This window comes from Flavobacterium sp. (assembly GCF_032153895.1).
GTDB lineage: Bacteria > Bacteroidota > Bacteroidia > Flavobacteriales > Flavobacteriaceae > Flavobacterium.
The window spans coordinates 47397-72518 of sequence record NZ_JALDYN010000008.1 but is presented as its reverse complement, the minus strand read 5'-3'; the positions used below and the strand labels follow the sequence as shown (position 1 = coordinate 72518).

Here is a 25122-nt window from a genome sequence, read left to right as displayed (position 1 = left end):
TAAAGAATCAAGCTATGACAACAAAAAATATTGAATTAGTAGCCGAGCCGAGAGCGCCACATTTTGTAGGTGATGGTTTCAGAGTACACAACTTTATCCCAAGTGGTTTTCGTTTGGATATGGAGCGAATGAGTCCGTTTATCATGTTGGATTACAATTCAAAATATCATTTTTCACCATCTGAAATTCCGAGAGGTGTTGGCGTACATCCGCATCGTGGTTTTGAAACCGTAACTATTGCTTATAAAGGGAAAGTTGCCCATCACGACAGTGCAGGTGGCGGTGGAATTATTGGCGAAGGTGACGTGCAATGGATGACAGCAGCTTCAGGCGTCTTACATAAAGAATATCACGAAGAAAACTTCAGCAAAACCGGTGGCGAATTCCAAATGGTGCAGTTGTGGGTAAATCTTCCAGCAAAAGATAAAATGAGTCAGCCAAAATATCAGGCGATTGAAAATGCTGAAATGGGACGCTATGAACTTCCTGACAATGCTGGTTTTATAGAAGTTATAGCAGGAAATTTCAAAGATTTGAAAGGTCCAGCAAGCACTTTTACTCCAGTCCACATGCAAAACGCAAAACTGAACAAAGACGGAAAAGCTGAATTTTCCTTCCCGGCAAGTTACAATACCGCTGTCCTTGTTATCGAAGGAAGCATCAAAGTAAACGACAAAGAAGTTATCCCGACAGATCATTTCGTATTATTCGAAAATGAAGGAGAAGATTTCACCATCGAAGCTATGGAAAACGCTGTAGTTTTAGTTTTAAGCGGAGAACCAATTAACGAACCAATTTTCCCACACGGACCATTCGTGATGAATACTCGTGAAGAAATTATTCAAGCAATTGATGATTTTAATAACGGAAAATTCGGAACTTTAGAGGATTAATGGTAAAATTCTAAATTCTAAATAATGAAACCTGAATTTGAAAACATTCCGCTAAATAAAAACGAAGAAAACCATCGTTTTGAAATTATTGTAGATGGCCATAAAGCCATCATCGACTACAAAGAACGACCAGGAAAAATCACTTTGATTCACACCGAAGTCGAACCCGAATTGGAAGGCAAAGGCGTCGCAACCGCAGTAATCGAAAAAACGTTGGAGTACATTGAAGTGAACAATTACAAGTTGGTTCCGCTTTGTCCGTTGGTTTTTGCGTATATCAAAAGACATCCGGAATGGAAACGCATCGTATCGGAAGATTTTAAAGGTTTTGATGAATAATTCCTATTTTTAGTAAAAACAACACATGTCAAACGTACAACTCATTATAGAAGAACGCTCCGCCGATATCGGTAACTTTATGGTTGGGCGTTTGCTTCCGTTTCGCGAAAAAAGAACGGTTGGACCATTTGCGTTTATCGACCACATGGGACCGGCTTATTTGAAAGATTATCAAAATCTAGATGTTCCGCCGCATCCGCACATTGGACTTTCTACCCTAACCTATTTGTTTGAAGGCAGTATCATGCACCGAGACAGTTTGGGAACCGAAGTAGAAATTCAGCCCGGAGCCGTGAATTGGATGACAGCCGGAAAAGGAATTGTCCATTCCGAAAGAACGCCGGAATATTTACGAACTTCTGATAAATCGCTACATGGATTGCAAATTTGGGTAGCACTTCCGAAAGAATTGGAAGAAATGGAACCGACTTTTACCCATGTAGAAAAAGACGATTTGCCACATTGGGAACAAGATGGCGTTTCTATAAAACTAATTGCTGGTGAAGCTTTTGGACGAAAATCACCAGTTCCTGTTTATAGTCCGTTGTATTTTTTAGAAATTAAATCGACATCGGCACAAAAAGTAAAAATTGGCGAGGATTTGTTCGGCGAAAGTGCTTTGTACATTTTAGAAGGAAGTATAACCGATGGCAACAATACTTTCGAACCCAAACAGATTTTAATTGCCAAAGACAGTAAACTCTGCGAATTTGAAATGGCAGAAAACACAACCGTTTATATTTTCGGTGGCGAAGCTTTTCCGGAAGAACGTTATATTTTCTGGAATTTTGTTTCCTCAAGAAAAGAACGTATCGAACAAGCCAAAACCGATTGGAAAAATCAAACTTTTCCGAAAGTTCCGGGTGAAACGGAGTTTGTTCCGCTTCCGCCGGTTTTAAAAAATTTCAGAAATGGATAAAATAACCGCACATTTAGGCAGTCAAAACTATAAAACCGAAGTTAAGACCGCAACCAATACATTAATCGTTGATGAACCGCTTGATTTAGGAGGCGAAGATTTAGGCTTTAATCCGCATGAATTATTGGCAGCTTCCTTAGGAACTTGTACTGCAATTACAATGAAAATGTACTCCGATCATAAAGGTTGGGATTTAACCGATGTGAAAATTGACGTTACTTTCGAATGGATTAAAGAAGGCAACAAATCTGTTTTCACCCGAAACATTGAACTGATTGGTGATTTAGACACAACACAACGTGAACGTCTTTTAAAAATAGCGAATAGTTGTCCTGTACATAAGGTTTTGATGAATCCGTCTGATGTGGAAACAATGTTGATTTAATCTTCTAAAAAACATCTTGCGGTATTTCTTACTTTTTTAAGATATTTTGTTTCAGATTTTGATATATTTGTTTAACAACATTAACAACACAAATTCAAAATGAAACAAATCATTTTCTTATTTCTATCTGCAATTTCATTTATAGGTTATTCTCAAAGCGATCTCAAATTCGATAAGCGATTTGTTCAGTGTGAAAACAAATGGGTGGCCTTCAAACCCGATAGCACCAATGTTTACAATTTTGGATTTATCTACATAGATGCTCAAGCCGGACTTACACTAGATTATGCTGGTACATTTACCATTGATGATAAAGGAAAATTTATCACAAAAAAGATTGAACAAACAGGCTCAATGAAATATCGTTTGCAACCCAATAATGTTCTGGTTGCAATAATACCCGAAACAAAGTTTACTGATTTAGAAATTTTAACAGTTCCAGATTGGCTTAAACATTATAAAGGCGATGAAAATTCAATTGAACGACTTTATCGTTGGGGCTATTTGTATAACGGATGGAATGAATGTTCCAAAGCGTTAGAATATCTAACAAAAGCTGAAAAGATTGATCCTAATTATAAAGGATTAAGTGTTGAATTAGCCTTTTCATATAATTGTTTACAACAATACGATGATGCTATCAAAGTACTACAAAAAGCACTTAAAGCAAATGATAAAGACGCCTATACCGTAAAAGAGTATATTTACGCTTTAACAAAAAAAGAAAAATTTGAAGAAGCCAAAGAGTATTATAGAAAATCTTTAAAAACAGTTCCAGATAAAACATATCAAGCTGAAATTGCATATAATATTTTACAAGGATACTTTCTAAAAAAGGATGTAAAAAAGTTTGACGAATGGTTGAAAGAGTCTGAAACCATCATAACTTCAAATCCACAATTCAAAAATTTTGTTGAACAGATGAAAACGGAAATTAAGAAGTAATTAAATCTAATTTCTTTAAAAGATTTTTGAAAACTTAAATTATGAAAAAACTTATCTACCTCCTATTCTTTTCATTTTTAACATCTTGCTCCTCTTTCAGCGAGTATTCCAAAGAAACAAAAAAAGGTTTTGATGAAGAAGACAGAACAATGGTAAGCAACGAAGCGGCTAACCTTAAAACGATAACCTTCGGGGATTTCAAGTTTGCGACTTCTCAAAAAGAATTCCGAAAATTGAATAAGCAGAAACCACAGTTCAAAGAAATTTTATTCTACGCCAAAACGACTGATGTCCCCTACGAATATTATGTATTACACAATCCGAAAGAAGTGATTAAGAATGAATCTTTCACTTATAAGGATACGATTATTGGCAATTCGAGATTTGTGATAGCTGTTTCTAAAAATGCTCCTAGGCAAGATTCGGAATTTATTAAGAAAATGGTTTTATCTTTGAGATAAGATTTCAGTAACCGAATAAATTACTACATGACAATCGACCAGATTCTCGACAACATATACCAACTGCCGGAAAGTTCAAAACTGAGTTTCAAAAAAAGCATCATTGAAGTCGCTTATCCGAAAGGTCATGTTTTGTTGTTAGCTGATAAAATTGAAGATCAAGTTTTTTTTATAAAAAAAGGGATTGCCCGAGCTTATTCGAAAACCGCTAATATTGATATAACCTTTTGGTTTGGTATGGAAGGTGATCCGGTGCTTTCCATGAAAAGTTATGTATCCAATCAAAAAGGATATGAAGATGTTGAACTTTTGGAAGATAGTATCCTTTACACAATAAAAACATCAGAACTACAACAATTATTCGAACAGGATATTCATATCGCAAACTGGGGACGAAAATTAGCCGAACAGGAATTGGTTAAAACCGAAGAGCGACTCATTTCAAGACAATTTAAAACTGCAACCGAGCGCTATCAGGAACTACTCAAAAACAATCCGGACTTAATTCGACGTGTTCAGTTAGGATACATCGCTTCCTATTTAGGAATATCGCAGGTAAGCTTAAGCCGAATCAGAGCCGAAATAAAATAATTGCATTTTTTAACATTTGTAAAATTCCGTTTCACTTAGAATCTGGAACTTTGCCTAAAAATTTACAAAGAAATGAACTGGATTATTTTAGTTATCGCCGGATTGTTTGAAGTTGCTTTTGCCTTCTGTTTAGGAAAAGCCAAAGAAACTACAGGAAACGAAATGTATTTATGGTACGGTGGATTTTTAGTTGCCCTTTGCATCAGTATGGGACTTCTAATTAAAGCTACACAAACCTTACCGATTGGAACAGCTTACGCAGTCTGGACTGGAATTGGCGCGGTAGGAACTGTTTTGGTTGGCATTTTTGTTTTTAAAGAACCGGCAACTTTTTTACGATTGCTTTTCATTACTACTTTGATTGCTTCTATTATTGGATTGAAAGCGGTATCGCATTAAAAACTTACAGCATATAAAACAAAAATCCCGCTTTTGAAGCGGGATTTTTTATTAAGAATACATTTTCTTTCTCAATTCTTTTATCTTTTCGTCATCCAGATATTCGTCGAATGTCATGTAACGGTCGATAACTCCATTTGGCGTTAACTCCACTACTCTGTTGGCAACCGTTTGTGCAAACTCGTGGTCATGCGTTGTAAACAATACTGAACCTTTGAAGTTTTTCAATGAGTTGTTGAATGCAGTAATCGATTCTAAGTCTAAGTGATTCGTTGGCTCGTCTAACATTAAAACATTGGCTCTCAACATCATCATTCTAGACAACATACAACGTACTTTTTCACCTCCGGATAAAACACGTCCTGTTTTTAAAGCTTCTTCTCCGGAGAAAATCATTTTCCCTAAGAATCCACGAACGTAAACTTCGTCTCTTTCCGGTTCGGTTTTCGCCCATTGACGTAACCAATCTACTAATGTTAAATCGTTTTCGAAGAAACTATGGTTATCAGCCGGCAAATACGATTGATTTGTAGTGATACCCCAATCAAAAGTTCCGCTATCAGCTTTTAGGTTATCGTTCAAAATTTCATAGAAAGCTGTAGTGGCACGCGAATCTCTTGAGAAAACCACAACTTTATCGCCTTTGGCCATATTCAAATCGATGTCTTTGAATAAAACTTCACCTTCCAATGAAGCGCTTAAATTCTGAACATTCAAAATCTGATCACCAGCTTCTCTTTCCTGATCGAAAATAATTGCGGGATAACGACGGCTTGACGGTTTGATTTCATCAAGATTCAATTTATCAATCATTTTTTTACGAGAAGTTGCCTGTTTTGATTTCGCAACGTTCGCCGAGAAACGACGGATAAATTCTTCTAATTCGGCTTTTTTCTCTTCTGCTTTTTTGTTTTGTTGTGCACGTTGTTTCGCTGCTAATTGCGAAGACTCATACCAGAACGTATAATTTCCGGAATAATGGTTGATTTTTCCGAAGTCGATATCCGAAACGTGTGTACAAACCGCATCCAAAAAGTGACGGTCGTGAGAAACCACTAAAACCGTATTGTCATAATTGGCTAAGAAATTCTCTAACCAACCGATTGTTTCAAAGTCAAGGTCGTTGGTAGGCTCATCCATGATTAGTACATCTGGATTTCCAAATAAAGCCTGCGCTAATAACACACGAACTTTCATCTTTCCTTCCATGTCACTCATCAAAGTGTAATGAAAATCTGCTCCGATTCCTAAGTTGGACAATAAGGCTCCGGCGTCTGATTCAGCATTCCATCCGTTCATTTCATCAAACTGCATTTGCAATTCTCCGATGCGGTCTGCGTTTTTATCGTCGTAATCGGCATACAAATCGTCCATTTCCTTTTTGATGGCAAACAACACTTTATTTCCCATTAAAACGGTTTCCAAAACGGTATGCTCGTCAAACATATTGTGGTTCTGATTCAATACCGACATACGTTTTCCAGGCTCTAAAATCACACGTCCGGAAGTTGGGTCGATATCACCAGATAATATTTTTAAGAAAGTAGATTTTCCGGCACCGTTTGCACCAATAATACCGTAGCAGTTACCTTGTGTAAAAGTTACGTTTACTTCGTCGAACAAAATTCGCTTACCAAATTGTACCGATAAATTTGAAACTGTTAACATTGCTTTGTTATTTTTTATAAAAGTGTTGCAAAAGTAGAAAAAATAGCGGAGTTTTGAGCCAATTTAATTAGAATCTGTTTATGCTTAATTTAACTGTACATTAACAACAAGTTAAGTATTACAAAGTTATTTTTGTTTCAGTAATTAACTGATAGTGAATGATTGCCTACTTTAAAAACCTACTGTATCCGTTATCGGCGGTTGTAATTTGTTCTTTAGTTTCTTGTCAGAAGGAGTTTAAGGATGATAATTTCACAGCTTATTTTGGCGGAGAAATAGTAAATCCAAACAATCGATACGTCCTTTTACTTAAAGATAATGAGGTTATTGACTCTATTTTATTAGATGATAAGAACCGTTTCTTTAAGAAGATGGATTCATTAGCACCGGGCATGTACACCTTTAAACACGAGCCGGAATATCAGTACATTTATTTCGATAAAAACGACAGTTTGATGATTCGCTTGAACACGAAAGAGTTTGATAATTCTTTAGTTTTTTGTGGTCGTGGTGATTTGAAGAACAACTTCCTTATCGATATGTTTTTGAAAAATGAAGCTGACAGAGATGCTTCATTTGCACTTTACGATAAAGATTATAAGTCATTCTCTAAGAGTATAGATTCGTCATATGATGCAAAAAAAGCGTTTTATTTAAGACGTAAAACCGAAGTTAACTGGGATGAAAATTTCGACCAATATGCCAAAGCTTATTTAGATTTTGGTCATTTAGCAAAAAAAGAAATTTACCCAATTGCTCACAAGCGAAGAACCGGAAAGGATGTTTGCAAAAACCTACCGAAAGACTATTACAACTACCGTAACGACATCGACTACAACAACGAAAAACTTTCTACGTTTGTTCCTTTCGTTCGTTATTTAAACGCGATGCTGAACAACAACGTTTACAAAAATTGTAATACGGAGATTGAATACGAAAAACAAGCGTTGGAGTATAACATTCAAAAATTAAATATTGCCGATACTTTAATTAAGAACGATAAAATCAAAAACGCAGTATTAAATAACATTGCGTTCATGTATTTGCTGGAAGATCAGAACATGTCCAACAATCAAAAGTTTTTTGACCGTTATTTCCAATTATCAACGGATGACAGCAAGCACAACGAAATCAAAAAAATCAGTAGTGCGGTTCAGCATTTATCGCCAGGTAAAAATCTTCCGAATCAAAAATTCACGAATGTTTTTGGAGAAAAAGTTGATTTCAATCATATGATTAAAGGTCAAACTGTGGTTTTCTTCTGGACAATCAGTGCCAAATCCCATTTCGAAGGTGCTCATAAAAAAGCAATGGAGTTAAAACAGAAATTCCCACATCTAAACTTTATTGCTGTAAATATTGATGAGTCAAAAGAACTTTGGGAACGCACACTGTCCAATTACAATTTTGAAGGAACCGTTGAAATTCACGCGGATGAACCAGCGAAACTAAAAGATGAATGGGTAATTACAAAACTTCACAGGACCATTTTGCTAAACCCTGACGGGACAATTAAAAACGCTTTCATCAGTTTATTTGAACCGGATTTTGGGAGTTACTTAAAGTAAGTGTTCAGTAAGTAGTATTCAGCGAAAAGATAAAATAAAAAAGGATTCAACTTTGTTGAATCCTTTTTTTATACTCACTGCTCACTTATTACTGAACACTGAAATACTTTAATTACTTATTCCCTTTTTCGTAATCTGCAATAAACTGCGCAATTCCGATATCTGTTAGTGGATGTTTTAATAATCCAGTGATTGAAGATAATGGTCCTGTCATAACATCGGCACCAATTTTAGCACAGTTTACAACATGCATCGTGTGACGAACTGAAGCTGCTAAGATTTCTGTTTCAAACGCGTAGTTATCATAAATCTGACGGATTTCGTCGATTAAGTTTAAACCGTCAGTAGAAACATCATCCAAACGTCCTAAAAAAGGCGAAACATAAGTCGCTCCCGCTTTTGCAGCTAATAAAGCCTGACCTGCAGAAAACACTAATGTTACATTGGTTTTGATTCCTCTATCTGAAAAATATTTACACGCTTTGATTCCTTCTTTTGTCATTGGAAGTTTTACAACGATCTGTTCGTGTAAATCAGCTAACTCCTCACCTTCTTTAACCATTCCTTCGAAATCCATAGCGTTAACTTCGGCACTCACGTCTCCATCAACGATATTACAGATGTCAACATAATGTTTCAAAATGTTGTTTTTCCCTGTAATTCCTTCTTTCGCCATTAACGACGGATTGGTTGTTACACCGTCTAAAATCCCTAACGCCTGAGCTTCTTTAATCTGCTCTAAATTTGCTGTGTCAATAAAAAATTTCATATATAAACTAGTTGTGTTTCTAATGGTTGATAAATCGGTTGCAAAATTACAACTTATAATGGTTCATTAACATTTTTTCATAAACTTTATCCGGAAGCACACGTTTCAAAACAATCGAAAACTTCTGCATAAAAGCCCCTACTTTATAATGTACATTCGGCTTCGGATTTTGGATAATCGCATAAATCGCTAACGCCATATCGTTTGGATTACTACCACTGTCAACGTGTGTATTCATCTCATTCAAAGTATTTCCATACGGAATTTCATACGCTGAACCTTTCACAACCGGTGCGTGATAACGTCCGGCAGCAATATTGGTAGCAAAATCGCCTGGAGCCACATTCGTAATCTGTACTCCGAATGATTTGGTTTCCATACGCAAGGCTTCCGTAATCAATTCTAAAGCGCCTTTTGATGCGGAATACACACTTCTGTATGGCAATCCCATATAACCTGCAATCGAAGTAATATTGATGATTAATCCTGATTTTTGAGAACGCATTTGAGGCAAAACCGCTTTCATAACTTCAATCGGGCCAAACAAATTGGTTTCGAAATTGTTTTTGATTTCTTCAGATGGAATTTCTTCTAAAGGTCCTGTAATTCCTACACCTGCGTTATTGATGACAATATCCAATCTACCTGATTTTGAAATCACTTCTGCAACTGCCGTTTTGATACTTTCAGAGTTTCGAACATCTAAAGCCACTAAAGGAAAAATCGAATTCTCGACATTTTGCGGATTACGACTGGTTCCATAAACGATAAAACCTTTCTGATACAGAAATTCTCCAATGGATTTCCCTATTCCGGATGAAGCTCCTGTAATTAAAACAACTTTACTCATTCTTAAATATCTGCTACAAGTTCAAAAACTCCATCACTACCAATTTTCTCTTCACTTATATAAGACGTATAGTAAACCATCCCATTTTCAATCTTATTTATTTTTACATTCATTAAAGTTCCTGGTTCAAAAGGAAATTCAGGAATGTTTATTTCCAAAATTTTAGCAGTATATTCACAATCATTAAGCCATGTAAGTTCTGACTTGATGTAATATCTTCCACCGTCTAAATATTCTGTTATTTTATTTCCTTTAATTAAAATATAAGCATTAGGATCATCGATATCTATGTACCTTAATTTACAATCTTTTAAAACTCTACAATCAACTTTTTCTTTTTCGATTTGACTATAAGAAGAGAATGAGAAAGCAACTAACAATAGTAATGAGAAAATAGTTTTCATTTGTTTTATTTTGATAAACGTTGCGAAAATACGCATTTTTAGAAGTTTTCCGACTATAAAATCTGAATTCCCAAACCTGATTTTTCAGAAAGACAAACTTTTCCGAATTCAATTTTAGAGCCATCAGCAATATCGTTGGCAATAAGATTCGCACCATCCAAATCGACAAAATCCACTAGCGGAACGAGAGCCGCTCCCGCTGAAATTCCTACCGTTGATTCCGTCATACAGCCAATCATTATTTTGAAATTCAGGTTTTTGGCTGTTTTAATTAATTCTAAAGCCGGAGTCAATCCGCCGCATTTTACTAATTTGACATTGATGCTTTTGTAATGGGGTTGCAATGTTTTTAAATCGATGTTTTCCTGACAATCTTCATCGGCCATCCAATTTGGGAAGCTATTCGTATTTAAATTGAAATAGTTTTCAGAAGATGGTTTCATCGGCTGTTCAACATAGGTAAATCTTTCAGATAACTCGAAGTTTTCCAGCCATTTACATTGTTCTACAGAATAACTTCCGTTAGCATCCAAAGCAATTGCTTTTCCGCAGTTTAGAAGTTGCTGAATCTCTTTTTCATCAAAATGATTGCATTTTACTTTAAATTTTGACCAAGTTGATTTTTCGATTTTTTGCAATTGTTCTTCAATTGGTGCAGCGCTAATGGTTATAGAAGATTCTGGTAAATCGTTTACTTTGATAGAATTCAGATCAATAAAGCTTCTGTTTTCAAGTTTTCCGAACAAATCCCAATACGCGCAATCTAAAGCCGATCGCAAAAAACTCGGCAAGTTCAATGTTTCCAAAAACTGATAAAAATCTATTGGATGATTGATTTTTTGACTTTGAATTTTGTCTTTAATCTGATGCAATTTTTTATCAAAATCATCTAAACTGATGTGATAATAATCGATTCCGGTACATTCACCATAACCTGAATAGCCGTGTTTACTCAACTGAACAACAAGTGCTTCGCGAAAAGAATAACTTCCGTAAGCAATGGAAAAGGTTTCTTTTAAATTGAATCGGACGATTTGCCAGGATAAAACCATTGGTAGTATTTGAATGGTCCTAAAATAAAAAAATCTCCATAAAAACCGGAGATAAATTAAAAAGATTGCTTCGTTCCTCGCAATGACAATAAAAAATGGCAAGCGACCTACATCGCACCGCTACAACCGCATACCTTTGCTGCGTTCCCACCCTGGAGGAGTCTGCAGGAGCTGGTCGTGTAGGACTTGCCGGTGCAAATGTACAACAATTTTATTTTTTTGCAAGGCAATTGTACGATAATAAATAACGTTGTATATTGCTTGTATCAATTTTTAAATAATGAAAAAATATAACTCTTTAGCATTCATTTTATTAGGCTTGGCAATTGCTTCCTGTGAAGGGAATAAAAATAATTCTGAAAATTTATTTTCCATCAATTCGGATAACTTAAAAGTACAATACCAACCTCAGGAATCATTGGCTTTGACATTAAAAAATCCCGAAAACAAAACTTTGGATTCGGTTATCTACTATATCAACGATAAAAAAATCGGTTCTGTAAAAGGAAATGCTAAATTAGATTTCGCGCTTGCAGAACAAAAATTGGGTTACCAAAACATCAAAGCTCTGGCCTATTATGAAGGCGAAAATGATGAAACCAGCTACCGCGTGGAATTGGTTTCCAACATTCAGCCGAAACTTTTGAGCTATACGATTGTGAACACTTATCCGCACGATTTAAAGGCTTATACACAAGGTTTGGAATTCCATAACGGCTTACTGATTGAAAGTACCGGAAACGGCGCCGGAAACGGAACTGGCTTACGCGGAATTTCTTCTCTTCGTAAAACCGATTACAAAACCGGAAAAGTCAATAAAATAGTAGAATTACCGGAACAGGTTTTTGGTGAAGGTTGTACGATTTTAAACAACAAAGTTTACCAAATTACATATAAAAACAACGAAGGTTATGTGTACAATGTTGATACTTTCGAAAAAGAAAAAACGATAAAATACTTCAAAAACATGGAAGGTTGGGGATTAACCAACGATGGCAAAAACCTTTTGATGTCTGACGGTTCAGAAAAAATCTACTTCATCAATCCAAATGATTTTAAAGAAGTGGATTACATCAACGTGTACACCGCAGGTTCCAAAATCAAAGCGGTAAATGAAATGGAATGGATTGACGGTAAAATTTACGCCAACATTTACACGATGGATGCCATTGCCATCATCAATCCTAAAAACGGTGCGGTAGAAGCGGTTATCAACTTATCCGATTTGAAATCTAAAGTTACACAACATCCTGATATTGACGTGCTAAACGGAATTGCTTATAATCCAGCTACTAAAACGATTTTCGTAACCGGTAAAAACTGGGATAAGATGTTTGAGATTAAAATAACTGAATAATTTTTTGAAAAGAAGCTACAACATATCGATTCCGGAACCTTGTCATGAAAACTGGCAGGCAATGACTCCTACGGAAAAAGGTCGGTTTTGTGCTTCCTGTCAAAAAAAATGTAATTGATTTTACAACGGCTTCTGATTCGCAGATTAACAAAGCTTTACAACAAAACGAACACCTTTGCGGACGCTTTCTTTCCACGCAGTTAAATCGAGATTTAGTTTTACAAAAAGAAAAAAAATTATTTTGGATTGCGACTTCAACAGCAGTTTTAAGTTTTTTGAGTATTGGAAATTCTGAAGTAAAAGCTCAGGAAAAACCGAGAACGGAACAGACAGATACTAAAGTTATTTCATCGGAAAATCATTTAGAATCTGACAATCAGGAAATGACTATTAGTGGAGTTATTAAAGATTCATCTGGAATTCCACTTCCTGGCATTAGTATTACTGTAAAAAAATCATTTAAAGGTGTTCAAACTGATTTTGACGGAAAGTACATAATCAAAGCTAAAAAAGGTGATGAATTAGAATTTTCGTTTATTGGTATGAGAACTCAATCAATTATAGTTGGTAATTCAAATAGTTATTGTTTAACCATGATTGAGGACGGAACTATTGAAATAAGTTCAGGCATTGTTGTAACATCATACAAGAAACGTACTTTCCTTGGCAGAACCTTCCAAAAAATAGGCAACTGGTTCCGATAAAAAATACTTAAATGAATTTATTAGAAAAAATAAAAACCCAACCCGAAACCATTTCGTTTCAAGAGGTAATTGAATACATTGACAACAATTTCAGTTTTACTCCTACCCGATTTACTAATGGAGAAACAATAAACGAAGCCAATCAGAATAATGGTTCGTGTAAAATTTTCTATTTCGCTAAACTGAATGAGTTATCAGTGGAAGAAACACTACACTTATTTGGAGATTATTACCGAATTGATGTATTGCAAAATCCTGACGGAACCGATCATCAGAACATCCGCAACTTCATAAAATTTGGCTGGAACGGAATTGCCTTCGACGGAATAGCTTTAACCAAATAAAAATTTAAGCATAAAAAAACCGAGCAAATTGCTCGGTTTTTATTTATTTCTTTTTCTTTCCTGCATTAGCAGCAACATACTTTTTATCCGTTGCGTTGTAGCTGTACTTGGTTTCCGATTTTTTATCTTTCAGAATGAAATCTCCAGTTGGTAATAAGGTGAATTCAAAACCTTCGCGGCGCATTCTCTCTTGGGTTTCTGAAGCGTTTTTCAACTTATCTAAAAATACTTTTTCTACGATATGTGTTGTGGTTTGTGTGTTTCCGATCATTTGAGTTTTAGTGTTCACATCCCAGATTTCAGAAACGATTGCTGTGGCATCTTCTTTCTTTAAATCGGTTTTGGTCGAACCTACTTCTTTCCAACTTACATAAAACAAATCTGTTCCTTGTGCTTTAAATTTGGTAACCTTAGCTTCTGAAACTTTTCTGGAACCGTCAACAGTTTTTGAAAACAATTCTTCTTTTTTTCCGGCATTGTCAACACTGGCAATCATTTTGTTCCCTTTCAATTCGACAGATACATTTTCAGTTTTCGCTGAAGTTCCGGCAGCTGTCTTTCCTCCTCCTTTTTTCTTTTGCCCGTAACCCACAACTGTAATCAGGGATAAAGCAATTAATAGCATTGTTTTTTTCATAGTATTTTATAGATTTCTTGGTTTCGAAAAATACAAAAATATTCTTCAAAAAAACAATTCTGCAAAGTTTTAACAAAATAAAAACCGAAAGTGAAATCCATAAAAAAAGCTGCTCGTTTCCGAACAGCCTCTTTTCCATTATAAGTAAGAAGATTTATTTTACTTCCTCAAAATCAACATCTTGCGTCTGATCTCCTGAAGCATCAGCTTGTGGTTGAGCATCGTGTGTTTGACCTTCAGCCTGAGCTTTGTACATTTCTTCTGAAGCATTTTTCCAAGCCTCATTGATTGCATCTAAAGCTGGTGAAATTGTAGCTACGTCTTTCGTTTCGTAAGCTTTTTTCAACTCTTCTAAAGCGCCTTGAATGTTTGATTTGTTTCCTTCTGATAATTTATCTCCAAACTCAGAAAGTTGTTTTTCAGTCTGGAAAATCATGCTGTCAGCTTCGTTTAACTTGTCTGCTTTTTCTTTAGCAGCTTTGTCAGCATCGGCATTCATTTCAGCTTCTTTACGCATTCTTTCGATTTCTTCCGGAGTTAAACCTGAAGAAGCTTCGATACGAATATCGTGAGATTTACCAGTTCCTTTATCAACAGCAGTTACGTGGATGATACCGTTCGCATCGATGTCGAAAATAACTTCAATTTGAGGCACTCCTCTTGGTGCTGGCGGAATTCCGTCTAAGTGGAAACGACCGATAGTTTTGTTATCGTTCGCCATTGGACGCTCTCCTTGTAACACGTGAATTTCTACTGATGGCTGATTGTCTGCAGCAGTTGAGAAAACCTGTGATTTTTTAGTTGGAATTGTAGTGTTTGCATCGATTAATTTCGTCATTACGCTTCCCATAGTTTCAATTCCTAAAGAAAGTGGTGTAACGTCTAATAATAATACGTCTTTTACATCTCCTGTTAAAACTCCACCCTGAATTGCAGCTCCAATTGCTACAACTTCATCAGGATTTACTCCTTTTGATGGTTTTTTTCCGAAGAATTTCTCTACCTGTTCCTGAATAACCGGAATACGTGTAGAACCTCCAACCAAGATTACTTCGTCGATGTCTGAAGTTGATAAACCAGCATCTTTCAACGCTTTAGCAACCGGTTCCATAGAACGTTTTACCAAAGTATCAGCCAATTGCTCGAATTTAGCACGCGTTAAAGTAACTACTAAGTGTTTTGGTCCTGAAGCCGTAGCCGTAACATAAGGCAAGTTGATTTCTGTTTGTGCAGAAGACGACAACTCGATTTTTGCTTTTTCAGCAGCTTCTTTTAAACGTTGCAAAGCCATTGGGTCTTTACGTAAATCTACACCTTCAGCAGCGTTGAAATCGTTTGCTAACCAATCGATGATTACCTGATCGAAATCGTCACCTCCTAAGTGTGTGTCTCCGTTTGTTGACAATACTTCAAAAACACCGTCACCTAATTCTAAGATAGAGATATCGAAAGTACCTCCACCTAAATCGTAAACCGCAATTTTCTGATCGTGTCCTGCTTTATCCAAACCATACGCTAACGCTGCAGCAGTAGGTTCGTTGATGATTCTGCGTACTTTTAAACCAGCGATTTCACCAGCTTCTTTAGTAGCTTGACGTTGCGCATCGTTAAAATATGCCGGAACTGTGATAACTGCTTCAGTAACAGTTGTTCCTAAATAATCTTCAGCCGTTTTCTTCATCTTCTGAAGCGTCATCGCTGATAATTCCTGCGGCGTGTAAAGTCTTCCGTCGATGTCAACACGTGGTGTGTCATTGTCTCCTTTTACTACTTTATAAGCTACAGTTGATGCTTCTTTAGCGCTTTCGGTATATTTATTACCCATGAAACGTTTGATTGAAGCAATAGTCTTCGTTGGGTTCGTTACCGCCTGACGTTTTGCAGGGTCACCAACCTTAATTTCGCCACCTTCTACAAATGCGATTACAGATGGTGTTGTTCTTTTTCCTTCGGCATTAGCAATTACAACCGGTTCTCCACCTTCCATTACAGAAACACAAGAGTTGGTTGTTCCTAAGTCGATACCAATAATTTTACTCATAATATTAAATCTCCTTTATTGTTCGTTTTGATTGCCCCTCTACGAGTTGGCAGTGTTTTAACACGGTATCTGAAAAGACAAGGATTGTGCCAAGATGAAAATTGATAAAAAATGTCAGATTAGACTAAAAACGCAACTTCAAATACTGACAGGTTGACATTTTTAAATTATTTTTTCATGTCAAACCGATATAAAACCGGAGCAACAACCTTCGAAACATCCAACTGAAAACTCCTGTCATAAAATTTCCAAGGCGAATTTGAAAAGAAGTATAATTTATTTTGGATACTACTTATCAAAGCAGGTTCGTCAAATTCCGGACGATTATTGTCTATCACTTTAAAACTGGAAATTGAATTCTGATTTAGTTGATATTGAACAACCCGAATCGGAAACACGCCATTGTGAACCGCAAAAAGTGAATTATTATGAAATACCAAACCATCAATTCCTTTTGCAGTTACGCCTTTCGGAAATTCCATCCAATTTCTTGTTTCAGGATTTTTCATGTCAATTTGAAGGATTCCCTTCAGATAATCAGCAATAAAAAGCTTTGATTTATAATGATTAAAAGTGATTCCCTGCAAATTAAAAGCTTCCGTTTTTAAATCGAGCCAAACAGACATTTTATCATCCGAAATCTTATAAATCAACGTTTCTCCACTATCGGATATATAAACATTGTCTTGGTTATCAAGAATTAAGTCTCCAAAAATATGATTTCCTTCAACTGGAAAACGTTTTGTAATTTGCCTCGTTTTAACATCAATCTTCAAAATTTCGGCTTTGTTTTCAACCTCTTTCGAGAAACCAATCATTTCTGGCATTGAAGCCGTTGCAACCCAAAGATATTTTCCTTTGCTGTCAGGTTTCATTGCGAAAACGGAGTAATTACTGTCCAAAAACCAGTCGGAACAAACTCCGGTTTTTAAATCAAAAGCAACAATTTTCTTTTTTCGAATGCTGGAAGCTAACCAAATCTTCTGCTTTTCAAGATAAATTACACTTTCCGGATGCAAGTCTTTTTCACTTAATTGAACTACCTTTTGCGAAGTTTCAACTGGTTTATTGAGTTCCGATTTTAATTGAATTAATTGCTGAAAAGTATCCGTTTGTTTGACATTATCGAAATCCGGATCATTTTCAAAATCGACTTTGGTGTTCATCAAAGCAATTTTTTCTAAAATCTTCAGAGCCATTACTTTGTCATCGGTTAAAGCATAAGCCGCCGCCAGATTATAGGTAAACGTTGGATGCATCGGACGAAGACTGTCCAACTTCTCATTAATTTTTAAAAACTCTACGTAATTTTTAGCCTTATAAGCCGTAACACTTTGATTGTATAAATCCTTTTGTGTCTGCGAAAAAGAAGCTGTAACACAAAAAAATACAGCTGAGATTGAAAATAAAAAGTTCTTCATGATTTTTGATTGATATGTCAAATGTACAGTTTTTAAACAAATAGCATTACAATGGTTATTATAAAAATGATAAAGGATAACCAACTCTCAAATTATCGGATTATCTTTGTCTTAAACAAACCAAATCAAACGTTTATTATGGAATGTATTTCCGTTTTTGACATGCTTAAAATCGGGGTTGGACCGTCGAGTTCACACACCCTTGGCCCTTGGCGTGCTGCCGAACAGTTTTTAGCCGAAATCCGTGAACGCAAACTTATCGACAACATCAATAGAATTAAAGTTGATTTATACGGTTCTCTTTCCTTAACCGGAAAAGGCCACGCAACAGATTTAGCTGTAATGTTGGGATTAAGCGGTGCCGATCCGGAATATATTCCAGTGGAAAGCATCGATGTTATCATATCGGCTATCAAAAACAAAAAGGAAATCTTTTTAGGCAATGAAATTATCATTCCGTTTGACGTGGAAACTGATATCGTTTTCAATAAAAATTTCCTTCCTTTTCATGCCAACGGTTTGACTTTTACGATTTTCACTGATTCGGAAGAATACAGTTCTACCTTCTACTCTATTGGTGGTGGATTTGTGGTTAAAGAAGATGCAAACAATTCCAAAGAAAATTCAGAAATCAAATGTGCATTTCCTTTCCCGATTGATAAAGCCGATGAGTTATTAGCTTTCTGTCAAAAAGAAAATAAAAAGATTTCGGAAATCGTTTACGAGAATGAAAAATCGATGCGTTCCGAAGAAGTTATTCATTCTGAGTTACTTCGCATTTGGGACACGATGCTCGAATGTATGTACATCGGCTGTCACACCGAAGGCACGCTTCCAGGCGGATTGAATGTTAGACGACGCGCTTACGATATGCACAAAAATCTGATTGGTGTTTTACCCTACGACAACCCGCATTCTTGGTTACAAATCATTCGTCAGACAGAAGTGAAATTCCGTCAGATTTTGAAATGGGTATCATGTTTTGCTTTAGCCGTTAATGAAGTAAATGCTTCTTTAGGACGCGTAGTTACAGCTCCAACCAACGGAAGTGCCGGTGTAATTCCAGCCGTTTTAATGTACTATATGGTGATTGAAAACCACGAAGCCAATGAAGCGCAAATCAAACAATTTTTGATGGTAGCCGGAGAAGTTGGAAGTATTTTCAAAAAAGGTGCCACCATTTCAGCTGCGATGGGCGGATGTCAGGCAGAAATCGGCGTATCGTCAGCCATGGCAGCAGCAGCTTTGTGTGAAGTCATGGGTGGAACTCCGGAACAAGTTTTAATGGCAGCGGAAATTGCCATGGAACATCATTTGGGACTAACCTGTGACCCAATTGGCGGATTAGTACAAATTCCTTGCATTGAGCGTAATACGATGGGAGCAATTAAAGCAATCAACGCAGCAGAATTAGCTTTAGAAACCGATCCTAAAAACGCAAAAGTTCCTTTGGATAAAGTTGTCAATACGATGTGGCAAACCGCTAAAGACATGAACAACAAATACAAAGAAACTTCGGAAGGCGGATTGGCGATAACCGTTAATCTTGCTGATTGTTAAAATAAAAAAGGAAGCTGTTTAGCTTCCTTTTTACTACATTGTAATTTGTCATAATCTAAACAAAACTGCAAAAATTAAGCGGTTTTCCATTTTTACTAAATCTGGTTTCCAATCTGTAGGCAAAGGTGTTGTGGTATATCCTGTTGGGGAAGTGACACCGCCTGCCCCCGCAAAATACGGAACATTGGCTTCACGATGAACATATTCAATTCTGAAAGTTATATTATCTATTGGCATAAAATCAAAATTTGTAGAGCAATCCCATCCTCTAAATCTATCCCCCGGATTTGCCGAAAAAGGATGCGTACCTTCCGTTTGTGTTGGATCATTAGGATTTGGCAACGGGCTTGCGTCTCCAGTTGGATATAGAACTAAATATCTCCCGGGATTAGTCATCATTCCGCCTCCAACAGTCCATGCAAATTTGTTTTTATTAAACCATACACGATGGTAAATCATACCGCTCAAAAAATACTGGGAAGGTGTTTCTGAATTTCCATTAAAACCTCGCACGCCATCTCCTGTTTCAAAACCAATATCAAATGTTGACGAAAAAGCAATTTTACTAATCCCTTTAGATGTTGGCTGATTAAAATAACGTACTAGTAAACTGTTATCTGAATGAAAGCGTTTTCGGTTGGGCAAACCCGCTGCATCAGTTCCAAAATAATCATTGGTCAAAAGTTTAACAGCTTCAGTAGGACACCATGTCACATTAAACCCTAATCCGGGCATACTGTTAAACTTCCCGTAACTCTGCCATCCGTTAATTAACCAACCTTCCAATTTCAACTTTTTGGTTGGATATATCTGAACACGCATTCCATTAAAAAACCAAGGAGTATTGTCTGATGTAAACGAAGCCTGATACTCCCAATTTTCAACTTGATAATAAGAGTTTAACCCTATATATGACATAAACATTCCAAAATCTACATTTATACCATACCATTTATTAAAATGATATCCAGCATAGGCTTCAGATAAGTAACCATAAACATTGTTTAAGTTATACTGACCACGATAAACACTATAATCGTTTCTGGGAACAACTGTACTTCTAGTCCCAAATTGAAGCATAAGTTTTGCGCGAGCACCTTCATAATTAAATTCTCCGCCGATATTTGCGCTTGATAACTGCATTTCATTGTTTCGAGCCAAGGCTGTTGAACCAACAACGGTGTTATCTACTGGATTGTTAAACGAATGTGTGTAATTTGCATCAATCATTACACTTCCGGTAAAATATTTTGTAGCTAAAACAGAGGGAGAGGTTCTTCTGTCTGAGCCATTCTGCCAACTCATGTCCATCCCTTCAAAAGGAATTTTTAAAGAGTCGGATTGTGTTTGTGAAAAAGCGGCAATGGAAAACAGAGATGCCGCAAGGGTTAAAGTTTTTTTCATTAGTATTTATTTTAATTTGATTTTCGCTCCAATACAACATTTCCAACCGGATGATACACCATCGGAACATTTTCTATGGTTACATCACTTTTATCCAATCCGAAGGCTTTTTCATCGGAAATAGAAAGTCTTTTTAAAATGAAATACGATTTTAAAAGCCAGTCATGCTTAATTGAAAACTCATTTTCAACAGAAAGGAATTTTTCGATAATCACAAATTTGAAATCTGGACTTGGATTATATTTGGTGGAACCGTCAGGACGGATATGAAGATTAAGTTCTTTTCGTTCAACCAATTCCTGCACAATTTTTTTGAAATATAATTCTACTCTTGGCTGAATTCTGAACCCGACATTCAAGATTAGTTTGATTACTTTATCATCCAGAATTTCAATTACTTCATAATTTAAAGTATAAGGTTCATTGGTTCGGTTGATGTGTAAAAACCAATAGACATCGGCTCTTTTCGGTTTTTTAGCGAATATGGATTTGACGATTTTCTCTTCAATTTCGTAAGTTCTGTCTGCTTTAGACAAGTAAATTAAGTGAGTAGAATATTTCTGAATGTTGTCGTCTTCGCTTAATTCATTTAATAGTGGAGATTGCTCGGCAAGATTGATAAACTTCAAATACTTATTGTTGAGTTTTCTTGAATAATACCAAACGTACATCACCATAAAGATGAACAGTTCAAAGAACAAGAACATCCATCGTTCTTTGATTTTTACCACGTTGGCAATAAAAAACGAAACTTCAATGGTTGAGAATATGATAAGCAGTATAGCAACCCAACCAATTTTTACTTTTTTGATAAAAATCAGGTAATAAGTCAAAAGAAAAGTCGTCATCAGCATGGCAATTGTAATGGAAAAACCATACGCCGCTTCCATATGCGCTGAATTTTTGAAGTATAAAATCATCATAACACAACCAATCCATAAAATAGTATTGATCGATGGAATGTAGATTTGACCTTTCAATTCCGTTGGATTTTTTAAGGCTACTCTAGGCCAAAAGTTTAACGAAATAGCTTCATTAATAAGTGTATACGAACCACTAATCAAAGCTTGTGATGCAATAATAGCAGCTGCTGTTGCAATTATGATTCCGAAAAGTAAAAACCATTCTGGCATAATTGCGTAAAATGGATTTCGCCCTCCCAATAATGGATTTCCCTGAGACATTAACCAAGCGGCTTGTCCAAGATAATTCACTAATAATGAAACTTTTACAAAGCCCCAAGTAATACGGATATTCTTTCTTCCGCAGTGGCCTAAATCGGAATATAAAGCTTCAGCTCCGGTGGTACAAAGAAAAACGGCTCCCAATAACCAAAATCCTTGTGGATATTCCACTAAAAGACGATAAGCATAAACGGGATTCAGCGCTTTAAAAATCTCAGGATGATGAACAATTTGCGAAACTCCTAAAACAAAAAGCATTGAAAACCAAACCACCATTGCTGGTCCAAATAAGCTTCCAACTTTTTGAGTTCCAAAACGCTGAAAGAAAAACAAAGCGGAAAGAATCCCAATCACAATAGGAATTGTCGGTATTCCCGGAATAATAACATCCAAACCTTCAACGGCAGAAGCTACAGAAATTGGCGGGGTAATAATTCCATCTGCCAAAAGGGTTGTTGCTCCTAAAATGGTAGGAATCACGAGTTTTCCTTTTCCGAAGCGTTTTACTAAAGCGTAAAGGGAAAATACACCACCTTCACCATTGTTATCCGCAGAGAGCGTTAAAAAAATGTATTTGAAAGTGGTCTGAAACGTCAAGGTCCAGAAAACGCAGGAAATCCCACCGTAAACCAATAATTCAGATATTGGCCGATCTCCTATTATCGATTTCATCACGTATAAAGGGCTTGTTCCGATATCTCCATAGATAATTCCAAGTGCGACAAGCAACGAAGCAGCAGTAACCTTATTTACATTTTGTGTGCTCATTTTAATTTAAAACATTGATTAGAAATAATTTATATTGATTTTAATTTGAAAAATTCAGGCAATAGAAAGACTGACTATGAAACAATTGCTCATAATCCTGAAATGATTTTATGATGATTTAATTAGCTGATGTTGAAACGATACCCTATTCCCGATTCGGTTAAAATATGCTTCGGACGGTTGGGATCTTTTTCGATTTTCTTTCTAAGTTGGGCGATAAAAACTCTTAAATATTGGGTTTGATCGATATAACTCGGCCCCCAAACATCTCTTAAAATATGTTGATGAGTAAGTACTCTTCCTTCATTTTTAATAAATAAAGAAAGTAGCGTGTATTCTGTAGCGGTAAGTTTTAGAACTTCATTATCAACTTTTACGATTCTTGCAGAAAAATCAATTTGAATGTTGTCTATCGAAACAATTGGTTCATTGGAAGCTCCCGCAATATTTCTAAGTACAGCTCTAACTCTGGCAAGTAATTCCTGTGTACGAAATGGCTTGGTAAGATAATCGTTAGCGCCATTATCTAAGGCTTTCACGATTTCTTCTTCGGCACTTTTTACTGATAAAATGATAATTGGATTATTAAACCATTCCCGAAGCTGAACTAAAACATTTTGACCATCATCATCTGGAAGTCCCAAATCTAAAAGAACTACATCCGGCGGATGGCTCGCAGCTAATAGCAGACCTTCTTTTGCATTAGCGGCAAATTCCGTTTTGTAACCATTGGCTTCCAAAGTGATTTCCAATAGTTTACGAATTTGACTTTCGTCGTCTATCACTAAAATAGTTGCGCTATTCATGACTAATCGAATTGGTTTGCATTACTACTGCCGGGAATGAAATGGTAAAAATTGCACCACTTCCTTCTTCTTTATTTGTTACGGAAACTTCGCCTTTTTGAGCTTCTACAAATCCTTTTACTATGGAAAGTCCTAAGCCGGTTCCTCCTGTTTTAGAATCTTTCAAGCGATAAAACTTATCAAAAACCCTATCGATTTCATCTTCCGGAAAACCATTTCCATCGTCTGTAATTGTTATGACACAAGTCTTTACATGTTCATCATCTCCATCAATATTAACATCAGGATTGTATTCGATTCCTATTTCAATTAAAGCACCTTGAGGCGTATATTGAGAGGCATTAAAGGTTAGGTTATAAACAATTTGTTCTGTCAATCCATAATCTAATTTAAAGAGCGGAAGATAATCCGGAGTTTTCACTTTCACCCGATGATGCACCAGTTCTTCTTTAAGATGATTCAAAACATTGTACACCAATTCCTTTACATCACACCAATCCATTTTAGGTCGAATATATCCGGATTCAAGGCGTGACATATTAAGAAGATTTTCAACCTGATGGTTCAGTCTTAAGGACGCTTTTTCCATTTCACTTAAGAGTTTTGTACTGTTTTCTTCGGATATTTTCGGCTTTACCTGAAGTGTTCCAACTGCTCCCATAATGGTTGAAATAGGCGTACGTAACTCGTGTGATAATGAATCTAGTAACGTATTGTAAAGTTTCATGGTTTGTAGCTTCGCTTCTTTTGCATGAGCCAATTGATTGGCCTTTCTGATCTTAAACGTCAACACAGCATTAATCAAAGCAATAATAAAAAAGAGAAGTAATAACAAACCGTCTTTAGCGGTTTCAATGTGAAGTGTATAATAAGGTTTGATAAATAGAAAATCCATTAGCAACGCACTTAAAACTGCCGCTAAAAGTACTGCGTAAATATCCAGGAAAATGGCCAAAATTGATACCAGCACCAAAAGCAAATATCCAATAACCGTATAATCGAGATAATCCCGGGTAAACAATAATAATCCTGAAATCAGTAAAACAGAAAAGAAACTAAAAAAGTATTGGTTTTTAGCTCGCGTATTTTCAATAAATGCCTTCACTTTTTCTCGATGTTTAAATACAAGACAAAGTTAAGTCATAAGTTGTAAGTATTTTATAAGATGAAATGTGAGAAGTATAAAGATTTTATAAAGATTATTTTTTCGGTTTTCTTCGCGTATCAATAATATGAACGATTTTCCAAACGCCATTCTCCTGAATCATCGTAAATGAATTCACTCCGGAATGACTTAGTTTGCCGTTAATGTAGAATTCATAAGACGTCCAAGCGTTCGCCATAGTTCCGTCAATCTGGATGTTGTAGCCTAAAATTCTTTCCTCAAATTTCATGTCTTTTGGGAAAGTTGAAAACGATTTGTAAAATTCTGAGATATTTTCATCGGTTAATCTAGTTCCCTTCTGTCCTTCCGTTATCGACTGCAACATCATTTTCTCATGACAAACCGATTTAATCTTCACGGTATCTTTGGCGTGAAATCCATCGAAAAAAGTTTTAACCGTATTTTCCACATCTGCCTCTTGAGCAAACGAAGCAACTGAAAAACAAATTGTTAGCAATAAAAACATTTTTTTCATAACGACTATCTTT

General features: G+C 36.0%; 26 protein-coding genes and 1 other RNA gene. 13 read left to right on the top strand and 14 right to left on the bottom strand.

The genetic code is table 11. From position 1 onward, the window contains the following. Positions 1-14: 14 nt before the first annotated feature. The 8 genes from RUH60_RS05065 to RUH60_RS05030 all read left to right on the top strand — a co-directional run bounded on the left by RUH60_RS05065 (position 15) and on the right by RUH60_RS05030 (position 4932). Positions 15-893 (top strand): pirin family protein, encoded by an 879-nt coding sequence (locus RUH60_RS05065; RefSeq protein WP_313806078.1) that lies wholly within the window; start codon positions 15-17, stop codon positions 891-893. Positions 894-917: 24 nt separating this feature from the next. Beyond that, positions 918-1232: a GNAT family N-acetyltransferase gene (locus RUH60_RS05060; protein WP_313806076.1), complete on the top strand. Its 315-nt coding sequence runs from the start codon at positions 918-920 to the stop codon at positions 1230-1232. A 25-nt stretch (positions 1233-1257) separates the two neighbouring features. After that, positions 1258-2151 carry a pirin family protein gene (locus RUH60_RS05055; protein WP_313806074.1) on the top strand — a complete coding sequence of 298 codons (894 nt, stop codon included), beginning with the start codon at positions 1258-1260 and terminating at the stop codon, positions 2149-2151. Then, positions 2144-2536, top strand: coding sequence for an OsmC family protein (locus RUH60_RS05050; RefSeq protein ID WP_313806072.1), 393 nt, complete (start codon positions 2144-2146; stop codon positions 2534-2536). The genes RUH60_RS05055 and RUH60_RS05050 overlap by 8 nt, the downstream gene beginning before the upstream one ends. Before the next feature lie 99 nt (positions 2537-2635). Beyond that, a complete protein-coding gene (locus RUH60_RS05045) occupies positions 2636-3481 on the top strand; it encodes a tetratricopeptide repeat protein (RefSeq protein ID WP_313806070.1) in 846 nt (281 codons plus the stop codon). Positions 3482-3522: 41 nt separating this feature from the next. Further along, a complete protein-coding gene (locus tag RUH60_RS05040; RefSeq protein ID WP_313806068.1) occupies positions 3523-3942 on the top strand; it encodes a hypothetical protein in 420 nt (139 codons plus the stop codon). Between the two features lie 27 nt (positions 3943-3969). After that, positions 3970-4533: a Crp/Fnr family transcriptional regulator gene (locus tag RUH60_RS05035; RefSeq protein WP_313806066.1), complete on the top strand. Its 564-nt coding sequence runs from the start codon at positions 3970-3972 to the stop codon at positions 4531-4533. A 72-nt stretch (positions 4534-4605) separates the two neighbouring features. Continuing rightward, positions 4606-4932 (top strand): multidrug efflux SMR transporter, encoded by a 327-nt coding sequence (locus tag RUH60_RS05030; RefSeq protein WP_313806064.1) that lies wholly within the window; start codon positions 4606-4608, stop codon positions 4930-4932. Positions 4933-4983: 51 nt separating this feature from the next. Here the strand turns inward: RUH60_RS05030 and RUH60_RS05025 are convergent, their stop codons facing one another. Beyond that, the gene (locus RUH60_RS05025) at positions 4984-6600 is read right to left on the bottom strand and encodes an ABC-F family ATP-binding cassette domain-containing protein (protein ID WP_313806062.1); all 1617 of its coding nucleotides are present in this window, start codon (positions 6598-6600) and stop codon (positions 4984-4986) included. Between the two features lie 158 nt (positions 6601-6758). Here RUH60_RS05025 and RUH60_RS05020 point away from each other — a divergent pair, with 158 nt between their 5' ends. Beyond that, positions 6759-8168 (top strand): TlpA family protein disulfide reductase, encoded by a 1410-nt coding sequence (locus RUH60_RS05020; RefSeq protein WP_313806060.1) that lies wholly within the window; start codon positions 6759-6761, stop codon positions 8166-8168. Positions 8169-8280: 112 nt separating this feature from the next. On the opposite strand, the gene fsa is transcribed toward RUH60_RS05020, so the two are convergent. The 5 genes from fsa to ffs form a co-directional block, all read right to left on the bottom strand. Next, positions 8281-8937 (bottom strand): fructose-6-phosphate aldolase, encoded by a 657-nt coding sequence (fsa, locus tag RUH60_RS05015; protein ID WP_313806058.1) that lies wholly within the window; start codon positions 8935-8937, stop codon positions 8281-8283. Between the two features lie 46 nt (positions 8938-8983). Beyond that, complete coding sequence (locus RUH60_RS05010; RefSeq protein ID WP_313806056.1) at positions 8984-9787, bottom strand: SDR family oxidoreductase; 804 nt, start codon at positions 9785-9787, stop codon at positions 8984-8986. Between the two features lie 2 nt (positions 9788-9789). Continuing rightward, on the bottom strand, positions 9790-10191 hold the full coding sequence (locus RUH60_RS05005) for a hypothetical protein (RefSeq protein WP_313806054.1): 402 nt from the start codon (positions 10189-10191) through the stop codon (positions 9790-9792). Between the two features lie 53 nt (positions 10192-10244). Further along, positions 10245-11243 (bottom strand): enolase C-terminal domain-like protein, encoded by a 999-nt coding sequence (locus tag RUH60_RS05000; RefSeq protein ID WP_313806052.1) that lies wholly within the window; start codon positions 11241-11243, stop codon positions 10245-10247. Between the two features lie 93 nt (positions 11244-11336). Continuing rightward, positions 11337-11435: signal recognition particle sRNA small type (gene ffs / locus RUH60_RS04995), an RNA gene on the bottom strand. 88 nt (positions 11436-11523) lie between these two features. Here ffs and RUH60_RS04990 point away from each other — a divergent pair. The 3 genes from RUH60_RS04990 to RUH60_RS04980 all read left to right on the top strand — a co-directional run bounded on the left by RUH60_RS04990 (position 11524) and on the right by RUH60_RS04980 (position 13648). Further along, entirely contained in the window at positions 11524-12600 is a 1077-nt protein-coding gene (locus tag RUH60_RS04990; RefSeq protein ID WP_313806050.1) for a glutaminyl-peptide cyclotransferase, read from the top strand. A gap of 89 nt (positions 12601-12689) precedes the next feature. After that, positions 12690-13304, top strand: a complete 615-nt coding sequence (locus tag RUH60_RS04985; protein WP_313806048.1) for a carboxypeptidase-like regulatory domain-containing protein — start codon at positions 12690-12692, stop codon at positions 13302-13304. 11 nt (positions 13305-13315) lie between these two features. Next, a complete protein-coding gene (locus RUH60_RS04980) occupies positions 13316-13648 on the top strand; it encodes a HopJ type III effector protein (RefSeq protein ID WP_313806046.1) in 333 nt (110 codons plus the stop codon). A 43-nt stretch (positions 13649-13691) separates the two neighbouring features. Here the strand turns inward: RUH60_RS04980 and RUH60_RS04975 are convergent, their stop codons facing one another. From RUH60_RS04975 to RUH60_RS04965, 3 genes are all read right to left on the bottom strand, one after another. Continuing rightward, on the bottom strand, positions 13692-14285 hold the full coding sequence (locus tag RUH60_RS04975; RefSeq protein ID WP_313806044.1) for a hypothetical protein: 594 nt from the start codon (positions 14283-14285) through the stop codon (positions 13692-13694). A 154-nt stretch (positions 14286-14439) separates the two neighbouring features. Next, on the bottom strand, positions 14440-16326 hold the full coding sequence (gene dnaK / locus RUH60_RS04970; protein WP_313806042.1) for a molecular chaperone DnaK: 1887 nt from the start codon (positions 16324-16326) through the stop codon (positions 14440-14442). A gap of 167 nt (positions 16327-16493) precedes the next feature. Continuing rightward, positions 16494-17747: a TPR end-of-group domain-containing protein gene (locus tag RUH60_RS04965; RefSeq protein ID WP_313806040.1), complete on the bottom strand. Its 1254-nt coding sequence runs from the start codon at positions 17745-17747 to the stop codon at positions 16494-16496. Between the two features lie 138 nt (positions 17748-17885). Between RUH60_RS04965 and RUH60_RS04960 the strand changes: the two genes are divergently transcribed. Continuing rightward, positions 17886-19307 carry an L-serine ammonia-lyase gene (locus RUH60_RS04960; protein WP_313806038.1) on the top strand — a complete coding sequence of 474 codons (1422 nt, stop codon included), beginning with the start codon at positions 17886-17888 and terminating at the stop codon, positions 19305-19307. Between the two features lie 48 nt (positions 19308-19355). Here RUH60_RS04960 and RUH60_RS04955 read toward each other — a convergent pair whose 3' ends face one another. The 5 genes from RUH60_RS04955 to RUH60_RS04935 all read right to left on the bottom strand — a co-directional run bounded on the left by RUH60_RS04955 (position 19356) and on the right by RUH60_RS04935 (position 25109). Beyond that, the gene (locus RUH60_RS04955; RefSeq protein ID WP_313806036.1) at positions 19356-20711 is read right to left on the bottom strand and encodes an outer membrane beta-barrel protein; all 1356 of its coding nucleotides are present in this window, start codon (positions 20709-20711) and stop codon (positions 19356-19358) included. A gap of 11 nt (positions 20712-20722) precedes the next feature. After that, on the bottom strand, positions 20723-22663 hold the full coding sequence (locus RUH60_RS04950; protein ID WP_313806034.1) for a KUP/HAK/KT family potassium transporter: 1941 nt from the start codon (positions 22661-22663) through the stop codon (positions 20723-20725). A 122-nt stretch (positions 22664-22785) separates the two neighbouring features. Next, a complete protein-coding gene (locus RUH60_RS04945; RefSeq protein WP_313806032.1) occupies positions 22786-23469 on the bottom strand; it encodes a response regulator in 684 nt (227 codons plus the stop codon). Next, complete coding sequence (locus tag RUH60_RS04940; protein ID WP_313806030.1) at positions 23462-24574, bottom strand: ATP-binding protein; 1113 nt, start codon at positions 24572-24574, stop codon at positions 23462-23464. The genes RUH60_RS04945 and RUH60_RS04940 overlap by 8 nt, the downstream gene beginning before the upstream one ends. Positions 24575-24668: 94 nt before the next feature. After that, positions 24669-25109: a nuclear transport factor 2 family protein gene (locus RUH60_RS04935; protein WP_313806028.1), complete on the bottom strand. Its 441-nt coding sequence runs from the start codon at positions 25107-25109 to the stop codon at positions 24669-24671. Positions 25110-25122 lie beyond the last annotated feature (13 nt).

What these genes read in the sequence shown, in the direction of transcription:
- dnaK (WP_313806042.1), bottom strand. Translation starts at nt 16,326, where the DNA reads ATGAGTAAAATTATTGGTATCGACTTAGGAACAACCAACTCTTGTGTT.
- RUH60_RS04965 (WP_313806040.1), bottom strand. Translation starts at nt 17,747, where the DNA reads ATGAAGAACTTTTTATTTTCAATCTCAGCTGTATTTTTTTGTGTTACA.
- RUH60_RS04955 (WP_313806036.1), bottom strand. Translation starts at nt 20,711, where the DNA reads ATGAAAAAAACTTTAACCCTTGCGGCATCTCTGTTTTCCATTGCCGCT.
- RUH60_RS05065 (WP_313806078.1), top strand. Translation starts at nt 15, where the DNA reads ATGACAACAAAAAATATTGAATTAGTAGCCGAGCCGAGAGCGCCACAT.
- RUH60_RS04980 (WP_313806046.1), top strand. Translation starts at nt 13,316, where the DNA reads ATGAATTTATTAGAAAAAATAAAAACCCAACCCGAAACCATTTCGTTT.
- RUH60_RS05055 (WP_313806074.1), top strand. Translation starts at nt 1,258, where the DNA reads ATGTCAAACGTACAACTCATTATAGAAGAACGCTCCGCCGATATCGGT.
- RUH60_RS04960 (WP_313806038.1), top strand. Translation starts at nt 17,886, where the DNA reads ATGGAATGTATTTCCGTTTTTGACATGCTTAAAATCGGGGTTGGACCG.
- RUH60_RS05030 (WP_313806064.1), top strand. Translation starts at nt 4,606, where the DNA reads ATGAACTGGATTATTTTAGTTATCGCCGGATTGTTTGAAGTTGCTTTT.
- RUH60_RS04950 (WP_313806034.1), bottom strand. Translation starts at nt 22,663, where the DNA reads ATGAGCACACAAAATGTAAATAAGGTTACTGCTGCTTCGTTGCTTGTC.
- RUH60_RS05010 (WP_313806056.1), bottom strand. Translation starts at nt 9,787, where the DNA reads ATGAGTAAAGTTGTTTTAATTACAGGAGCTTCATCCGGAATAGGGAAA.
- RUH60_RS04990 (WP_313806050.1), top strand. Translation starts at nt 11,524, where the DNA reads ATGAAAAAATATAACTCTTTAGCATTCATTTTATTAGGCTTGGCAATT.
- RUH60_RS05000 (WP_313806052.1), bottom strand. Translation starts at nt 11,243, where the DNA reads ATGGTTTTATCCTGGCAAATCGTCCGATTCAATTTAAAAGAAACCTTT.
- RUH60_RS05060 (WP_313806076.1), top strand. Translation starts at nt 918, where the DNA reads ATGAAACCTGAATTTGAAAACATTCCGCTAAATAAAAACGAAGAAAAC.
- RUH60_RS05020 (WP_313806060.1), top strand. Translation starts at nt 6,759, where the DNA reads ATGATTGCCTACTTTAAAAACCTACTGTATCCGTTATCGGCGGTTGTA.
- RUH60_RS05040 (WP_313806068.1), top strand. Translation starts at nt 3,523, where the DNA reads ATGAAAAAACTTATCTACCTCCTATTCTTTTCATTTTTAACATCTTGC.
- RUH60_RS05005 (WP_313806054.1), bottom strand. Translation starts at nt 10,191, where the DNA reads ATGAAAACTATTTTCTCATTACTATTGTTAGTTGCTTTCTCATTCTCT.
- RUH60_RS05035 (WP_313806066.1), top strand. Translation starts at nt 3,970, where the DNA reads ATGACAATCGACCAGATTCTCGACAACATATACCAACTGCCGGAAAGT.
- RUH60_RS04935 (WP_313806028.1), bottom strand. Translation starts at nt 25,109, where the DNA reads ATGAAAAAAATGTTTTTATTGCTAACAATTTGTTTTTCAGTTGCTTCG.
- RUH60_RS05025 (WP_313806062.1), bottom strand. Translation starts at nt 6,600, where the DNA reads ATGTTAACAGTTTCAAATTTATCGGTACAATTTGGTAAGCGAATTTTG.
- RUH60_RS04945 (WP_313806032.1), bottom strand. Translation starts at nt 23,469, where the DNA reads ATGAATAGCGCAACTATTTTAGTGATAGACGACGAAAGTCAAATTCGT.
- fsa (WP_313806058.1), bottom strand. Translation starts at nt 8,937, where the DNA reads ATGAAATTTTTTATTGACACAGCAAATTTAGAGCAGATTAAAGAAGCT.
- RUH60_RS05050 (WP_313806072.1), top strand. Translation starts at nt 2,144, where the DNA reads ATGGATAAAATAACCGCACATTTAGGCAGTCAAAACTATAAAACCGAA.
- RUH60_RS05045 (WP_313806070.1), top strand. Translation starts at nt 2,636, where the DNA reads ATGAAACAAATCATTTTCTTATTTCTATCTGCAATTTCATTTATAGGT.
- RUH60_RS04975 (WP_313806044.1), bottom strand. Translation starts at nt 14,285, where the DNA reads ATGAAAAAAACAATGCTATTAATTGCTTTATCCCTGATTACAGTTGTG.